We start from the raw sequence: 7,826 nt of genomic DNA on the forward strand, positions 1-7,826 counted from the left end.
GATTACTTTAAAATTGGGGGAATTTATTTTAAAATAATAACCTGTGAATCCGGAATCCTGCACGATCGTTGCTATACGAAATAATACAGTGTGAGCTGCCGGGAGATTGTGAGGTGTGGTTTATTCTTAGGAATGTCTTCGTTTACGGCGTTTTTTTACCCGTCGGATGGCGAAAAGCCATCCGACGGGTTTCAAACAATAAAAGCCTTTCGTTTAAAAAAGTAGCGCATCCACACGGTGTGACTGCACGATATTATCGCATGGAGACCATGAAAATATCGTAAACCTGCCATCCTGAGAGGCTACCAGCGCAAGGCTATCGCGCTGATCATAAACAAACTGGGCAGCCGACAGATGTCTGGTTCCGCCATTCTGAACAGGATGCACGACCGATGCCACGTTGCCTACAATCGGTTCGGTCATCATGATTTTGTCAACCCTTGACGAAAAACCTGAGCGGCCAATTTTCACACCAAAAGCCATAAGCTCAAAGCGGTCGTTGATAATCGTGGCGCCGTCAACGGCCGTCAGGCCTGCAATGTGGTTGACGGCATTGGTAATTTTATTCAACCAAACAGGATGTTCCGACTCTTTTTCATGCTTGCTGTACAAGTCCGCAAGCTCAGAATAAGTGGGTGTCACCGAATAGGATATTGGATGAATAATGGAATCCCGCCAGGTTTCTTTCCCCGAAGGCACCACCAGCAAGGTCCCTCCCCGCTTATGATCGCGCATGGAAACGGCAAGCTGTACCATCACATTCAGCGAATCATTCCAAAGCGACGACGAATTAAATCCGATCAGCGAAGTGACCAGATTGGGACAATCCGGAATTTTACCGCTAATATCATCCACAATTTTTATCTGATCACCTTTCAGTACGGCCACATTGACAAACTTCCCGAAACCATCAATCCGCCGGTGTTTGATCACCAGCATGCCCGGCTCGATGACTTCCAGCACAAAACAGAGGTTTGGAATAATCCGCGTCGTTCCCCATATGTACAATTCATCGTTTTCAATCCATATACCCAGGTGAATGCCCGAGCGCTCCACCGCAGGCGCCAGCTTGGTTAGTATTGCCGGTGTAAAAGCCAGCCTTTGTTCAAAAATCAATGGTTGCCCTGAGCGTTCGGGCGGTAAAAAAGCCAGTGAAACAGAAGGCGAATGCCCTTCTTCACGGCGCAGACTCGCCCAAAAAGTTGTATCAATTATTGCTTCAATAACCTGGGCATCAGGCCTCGGAGCGAATTCACGCCGGGCGAAATCATCTATGGAATGTTGTTTTGCGGTCTCATGATGGTAAAGAAAATACTTCTCTACCGTTTTTGCTACCGACTGTGCAGCCTGATACGTGGTTGATGTAGAAATCATGCTACTCATTTTCAATTCTTCATTTAATATACCGGCCATGAAACAACTGGACAAATCTGTAAATAGAAACCTGTTATGAACTAAGATTTAAACGAAGCTACGACAAAGAAAATTCCAGGGGCGGAAAATATAACGTCAAGGTTAAATTCAGCCAAAAATCGAACATTATAAATTTTACCGAATAATATTTTGAATATAATTCTGAATTTAAATAACTTTACAGAACAATGAACGGATCAGAGATAATACTGGACAAAGTGGATTTGAGCATCCTGAGGCTGATGCAAGAAAATGCACGTATTTCGAATGCAGATTTGGCTCGCGAGCTTGAAATGGCTCCATCGGCTGTATTGGAGCGCGTAAAAAAGCTCGAACAGAAAAGCGTAATCCTTCAATACACCACCCGGCTTAATCCGGCTGCGTTGCAACAAAAACTGCTTGCCTTTATTTCAATGAAAGCGGCAGACGGGCTTGGAAGCAACAACGCGGCTGTGGAACTGGCAAAAATCCCGGAAGTACAGGAAGTACACCACATTGCCGGCGAAGATTGTTACCTGATCAAAGTCAGGACTTCCGACTCGGCGTCTTTAATGGACCTGATGCGGAATTCATTCAGCAAAATCCCGAACATCCTGTCCACCAGAACCACCATCGTTCTGGAAACTGTGAAAGAACAACAACAATTGGTAATACCGGAAAAACTGTAATCATGGAATCTAACCAAAACAAAAGTGCCTCTACCCTGATGGTGGTTCTGGCGTTCGCGACGGTGTACATCGTATGGGGATCAACCTATTTTTTCATTCAAAAAGCATTGGCTGGCTTCCCACCGTTTTTATTGGGCCTGTTTCGCTTTATCGCAGCGGGCTTGATCATGATGACCTGGTGCGTCATGAAGGGTGAAAAGATATTTGATTGGCCAACCATCAAAACCTCCGCATTAACCGGTGTACTTTTACTTTTCGTTGGAAATGGCGTCGTGATATGGGTGGAGCAAACCTTGCCCAGCGCCATGGTTGCGATCATGATCTCGTCTTCCCCGATCTGGTTTATACTTTTGGACAAACCCAAATGGGGTGAAAACCTCAATAATAGATCCACGATCACCGGACTTCTGATTGGTTTTGTCGGTGTGATATTGCTATTCAGCGAGCACGTCATGGGCGCTTTCTCTTCCATCCAGAGCGGCTCGGAACTACTCGGATTATCGATGCTCGTCCTGGGCACCATCTCCTGGGCTGGCGGTTCTTTATATTCAAAATACAAACCAACAGGCGGTTCCGCGACGGTCAGCACGGCCTGGCAGATGCTAATAGCGGGTTTTGCTTTCATTCCGGGAAGTCTTATCCGCGGCGAATTTTCTGCCATGCAATGGAATAACATCAGTAATGACGCCTGGTTTTCTGTCATTTATCTGATCTTTTTTGGTTCGATCGCCGCTTACAGCGCTTATGTCTGGCTGCTCAAAGTGCAGCCTTCCACCAAAGTTAGCACCTACGCGTACGTGAATCCTGTGGTCGCGGTTTTACTTGGAATCTTTTTTGCCAAAGAAAGTGTTTCTTCCATTCAGATCATCGGACTGGTTATCATTCTGGGCAGTGTGGTGTTGATCAATCTGGATAAATACAGAAAAGCGGCCAAACCATTAAGAACTGCCGGGGCTTAAACTCAGATTTTGCACAAAAGTATAAACGCAAAGCTCGCAATGTAAAATTTGCCGGCTTTGCGTTTTTTATTGTTTGGTAAATTTAATTTATATATCAATAAACTACATATAACTTAAATTTCTATATTGTAAAACAATAGTGTTATTTCAGGTACCCTACCACAATCGCCATGATACAGAATTATATCAAAGTTGCGTTCCGTTCACTAATCAGAAATAAAATATCGACAATCACCAATATAATCGGGCTTTCCATCAGTATGGTGGTTGGGGTACTCTTGTTTGCGATGGTCAAGAGCAACTGGGAAACCGATCATTTTCATCCTCAGATCAACAAAACTTTCCGGATCCTGACACAACTCCACAAAGACAATACACTTTGGGCTACCGCTCCCGAACCACTTGTCAGCCCTATCCAAAAGTTAAGTTACATTGAGAGCTCCACGATCGTCAGGCATGGCGGAAATATCGACATCAGTGCCGGATCAGGTCCGATCCCAGTAAGCGTGACATTTTCGGAACCCTCATTTTTCAACCTCTTTGGATTTAAACTGATCAGCGGCGATGCGCGAAAAGCCCTCGGCGAGCCCAATTCGGTATTAATCAGCGCGGTAACAGCTGAAAGATTATTTGGCACCCAAAATGCACTTGGCCGTTCGGTGAAATTTGACGGCTGGGGAAGTTTCCAGGTGGGTGGGGTTATTGAAAAACCTGTACTAAAAACACATTTGCCCATCGATGTGCTGTTTTCGTTGAAAGCAGCGACCGCATTGGAAAAGAAAAACCTGATCCCGGTTCAAAGCAATAAGTGGGCGACATATAAAACCTCCGCCATTTACGCCCGAACAAGTTCTGCCGATGATGCACAAAGATTTAACACTGCGCTTCAACGGATTTCCAGCGAAATCAACAAAACCAAGATAGAAAAGTATACTTTTTCGGCTCAAAATATAGAAGCAATAACCCCCTGGAACCCGGCGATTAAAAATGACCTGCATGCGGGCATGCACCAGCAGGCCGCTATGACCTGGATTTTTCTTGCTTTGGCATTAACCCTGCTGGCTGCATTTAATTATACGGCCTTATCCATGGCCCGAATTCTCTCACGTGCCAAGGAAGTTGGTATACGCAAAACCAACGGTGCGCTTCAAAAACAGATCTTTTTTCAGTTTATTGTTGAATCGGTTCTCCTCTCACTTTTTGCCCTGCTCATCGCCTACCTGGTTGTTTTCGGACTTCGCCAGTCTGGCGGGATAAGCATTGGCAGGGAAATAAATATTACGCCCGACATTTATTTCATTCCAATGCTCCTTGGCTACACCCTGCTCACCGGTCTGATCGCAGGTATCATCCCCGCCTTTTTCTTATCAAAATTCAAGCCGGTGGATGTTTTGAAAAATTTGAAAAACCTCAGATTTTCCAGAAGAATTAATTTGTACCGTGCGATAAGTGTCGTCCAGTTTTCAGTGACCATTATGCTGATGATTTTCTTTCTGATACTCAAAGACACGGTTAACAGCAGCCACGAGGCGCTGGTCAGAAAATTACCGAAAAATATTACCGTCATTGATTTAAAAACTAAACCGGAAGCATTACTCAAATCCCAAATAGCGCAGCTGAGTGCGGTTTCAAAAATATCCTGTTCTGATTTTTTACCCGTTAACAATCCGGTTGAAAAATGTACCTTAAAAATAACTAAACCGGAAACAGAAACCGTTGTTCATTCCGCTTTTATTGACCATAACTTCCTGGATATATTTAATCTAAAACTCGCCGCCGGAAGCAATTTTCCGGATACCAGCAACCCGGAGATAGAGCAGTATATACTTTTGAATGCGTCGGCCGCCCGGCTTCTGAACAAAGGTTCGTTTCCACAGGACCGGTTGATCGGACAGAGCGTTTCACTGGATACGATCCATGTGCAGATTATTGGAATTCTGGCCGACGAATCATTTCATGCTCCGGAAATCGCACCAACTGTTTTTCGTTTCAAGAATCAGAAAGCCCGATTTATTACAATCAAAGGGATTTCCGGGTCGGATCCGCATATTCTTTCCAGTGCTAAAAAACTGTGGCAGAGTAACTATCCGGATTTTATACCGGAAATTTATTCATACAAAGACAGAATGATTTCCAAATCAGAAACTGGTGAAGCTGCATTCAGTTTGCCATTCGGCATTTTGTGCAGCATCGTGATGCTGATTACCTGCCTTGGCATTCTCGGGATGACCAACTATGCCGTCCAGTCCAATTCGGTTCCCATTAGCATCAGAAAAACATTTGGTGCCGATAATAAACAAATCCTGACCTCCGTCACAACACCATTTATAAAACTCTTACTGATTTCAGGGATATTTGGCATTCCGCTCGGATGGCTTTGCGGCAGCCTGCTTAAAACACGGTTTGCTGCACATGTCGATCTGGGTGTTTCCAACCTCCTGACTGGTTATGCCATCGTCCTGATTGTTGCGCTGGCTGTCACGGTTTCTCAAACTCTCAGAGCCGTGTATATTAATCCGGCGAAGATTTTGAGAGGAGAATGAGGTTAGTTTTTAATAAATCGCGTACTCCAGCCACTGTCCATTTTGATGGTATACGTGCCGACAGGTAATTCACTGACGGAGATTTCTACTTTTTCAGATTTGACTTCTGCCTGCTTCACTTTCTGGCCCAGTACATTGTACATTGTCAAAACCCCGGATGACATGCCGAAAAGCGTTACCGAGGAAGTTGCAGGATTGGGATAAATGTAGTCCGACTGCGTACTGACGATATTGACAGGCCGGATCCGGGAATAATCAGCCTTCCCGGCTAAATCCACGATTTTAAGCCTGTAATATGAAATACCCGGCAACGGGCTGAGATCCGTTCCTGTATAGTTTTGAACGGAGGTTACAGTCCCGCCACCTTTAACCCTTGCCAGAGCCATCCACTGGCGGGCGTCCGTAGATCGTTGCACCTCGAAATAATCGTTGTCCGTTTCAGCAGCAGTTGTCCATTTGAGATTTACTTTTCCTGATTTATGAGCGGCATCGAAACTGATCAGCGTTACATCCAGAGCCGCACAGACGGTTTCCTGACCAATGGATATGGTCCAATTTTTGGTATTTCTCAATGTGGCCAAAGCGGCAGCCGCCTGATTCCCGTAGTCTCGACCGGAAGCACCCAGTGTGATATTGCTGGGTGTAAGAACATTACCAGCCCACCCCTGTAAAGTGAGCGATAGATTTTTACAGTCTACGGCGGAGCTGTTAAGCATCATGATCATCTCCGTTACGTTAGTCAAATTCCATGCACCTAAAGGTTGATTAAATGCACTGGCGCCGTAAAACATCACATTCATATCTGTAACCTTGCTAACATCCCAGTTTCCAATAGGTTGATTAAAAGCTGTGGCCTCATAAAACATTCCGACCATACTTGTGACTTGACTAACGTCCCATGTTTCAATGGGTCGATTAAAAGCGCTGGCAATATAAAACATCCCCATCATATCTGTGACCTTGCTAACATCCCATATCCCAAGGGGTTGATTAAAAACGCTGGCATCATTAAACATTTCAGCCATACTTGTGACGTTACCGACATCCCAGGTTGCAATTTCCTGGTTAAAAACGCTTGCTCCGAGAAACATTTGACTCATATCAGTGACATTACTAACATTCCAGTCTTTGAGGGGTTGATTAAAAGTGCGGGCTGCCCCAAACATTTGAAACATATTCGTGACGTTACTAACATTCCAGGTTCCAATGGATTGATTAAAAGCGCTTGCACCCGAAAACATGGCACTCATATTGGTAACATTGCTAACATCCCAGGTATTCATTGCCGGTACGGTCGTTAGGGCAGCACAATTATAAAACATGTAAGCCATAGAAGTCACATCCTGTAAATCGGGGACATCCGTTGCGGTAATGGTTAGGTTTGAACAGCCATCGTAAGCCCCTTCCATGGTTTGCCATCGGGTATCTCCCCACTTCGTTATTTTCAAAAGCTTGCGTCTGTCTCCCCCATTATTAAAAGCTATCCCGTCAAAGCTTCCAGCGCCCTTCGTTATGCTAACCTGATACGTACCAACTGACGGAAATGCTAGTGTGTAACTGCCCGAACCGGTGGTCGTCCCATTGTTGGCAGCATTGCCTACTTCCTCCCAATCAATGGTATAGTTGGTTCCGGTCGCAGGAATAGTAATCCTATTATTGGCACTGGTACCGGCATTATTTGTTTTCCAGATGGTCATGTACTGCGCCCTGGTATTTAGTGCAGTTATTAAACAAAAAAGGGTGAAAATTGTAAGTTTATGCATGAGCTGAGATTGTGATTAATAGGTATTTGTTGTTATATAGTGACATCGGTGATAGATGCTAAGGCGCCTTGATCTCATCGCGAAGTGTAAAGACGGTTACGAAGGCAAATGTGGCTGAAAAGCTTCTTTTTCACTGTCAATTTTTAGACAAAAACTATCAATTTCCGGACATTGCTCTATATTGAAGGGTTTTGACACACGATACAGTGGCGAACGAGCTGTTTCCGGGTTTGTAACGAGCTATTTGAAAAGATAAAGACCGCATGACATACAGACTCGGGTGATCCGTGTACTACGACTAGCTGCATCCAACACCAGCCGTTCCGCAGGAACGATATTTTACAATTTCAATATCATTGCTACCGCTGGTACTGTCGTGAAAAGCAAGATTTGAAATAGAATTTTTTTAATAAATTTGGACTATGAAGGAGTGGCGGTTTTTAAATCGCTACATCCTGTGTAGTCCTGCTAGTCGGGACT

5 protein-coding genes are annotated in these 7,826 nt (G+C 44.6%); 3 read left to right on the forward strand and 2 right to left on the reverse strand.

Annotated features, from left to right (window positions below):
* Window positions 1–213 precede the first annotated feature (213 nt).
* A complete protein-coding gene (locus RB622_RS24325) occupies window positions 214–1,374 on the reverse strand; it encodes a putative sensor domain DACNV-containing protein (protein ID WP_308049339.1) in 1,161 nt (386 codons plus the stop codon).
* 227 nt (window positions 1,375–1,601) lie between these two features.
* Here RB622_RS24325 and RB622_RS24330 point away from each other — a divergent pair, with 227 nt between their 5' ends.
* From RB622_RS24330 to RB622_RS24340, 3 genes are all read left to right on the forward strand, one after another.
* Window positions 1,602–2,081: an Lrp/AsnC family transcriptional regulator gene (locus RB622_RS24330; protein ID WP_308049340.1), complete on the forward strand. Its 480-nt coding sequence runs from the start codon at window positions 1,602–1,604 to the stop codon at window positions 2,079–2,081.
* Window positions 2,082–2,083: 2 nt separating this feature from the next.
* Window positions 2,084–3,040 (forward strand): EamA family transporter, encoded by a 957-nt coding sequence (locus RB622_RS24335; RefSeq protein WP_308049341.1) that lies wholly within the window; start codon window positions 2,084–2,086, stop codon window positions 3,038–3,040.
* A gap of 170 nt (window positions 3,041–3,210) precedes the next feature.
* Window positions 3,211–5,583, forward strand: coding sequence for an ABC transporter permease (locus RB622_RS24340; RefSeq protein WP_308049342.1), 2,373 nt, complete (start codon window positions 3,211–3,213; stop codon window positions 5,581–5,583).
* 2 nt (window positions 5,584–5,585) lie between these two features.
* Here RB622_RS24340 and RB622_RS24345 read toward each other — a convergent pair whose 3' ends face one another.
* The gene (locus tag RB622_RS24345; RefSeq protein WP_308049343.1) at window positions 5,586–7,280 is read right to left on the reverse strand and encodes a BspA family leucine-rich repeat surface protein; all 1,695 of its coding nucleotides are present in this window, start codon (window positions 7,278–7,280) and stop codon (window positions 5,586–5,588) included.
* Window positions 7,281–7,826: the final 546 nt, after the last annotated feature.

Origin of the sequence: Dyadobacter sp. LHD-138 (genome assembly GCF_030929615.1) — a bacterium.
GTDB lineage: Bacteria > Bacteroidota > Bacteroidia > Cytophagales > Spirosomataceae > Dyadobacter.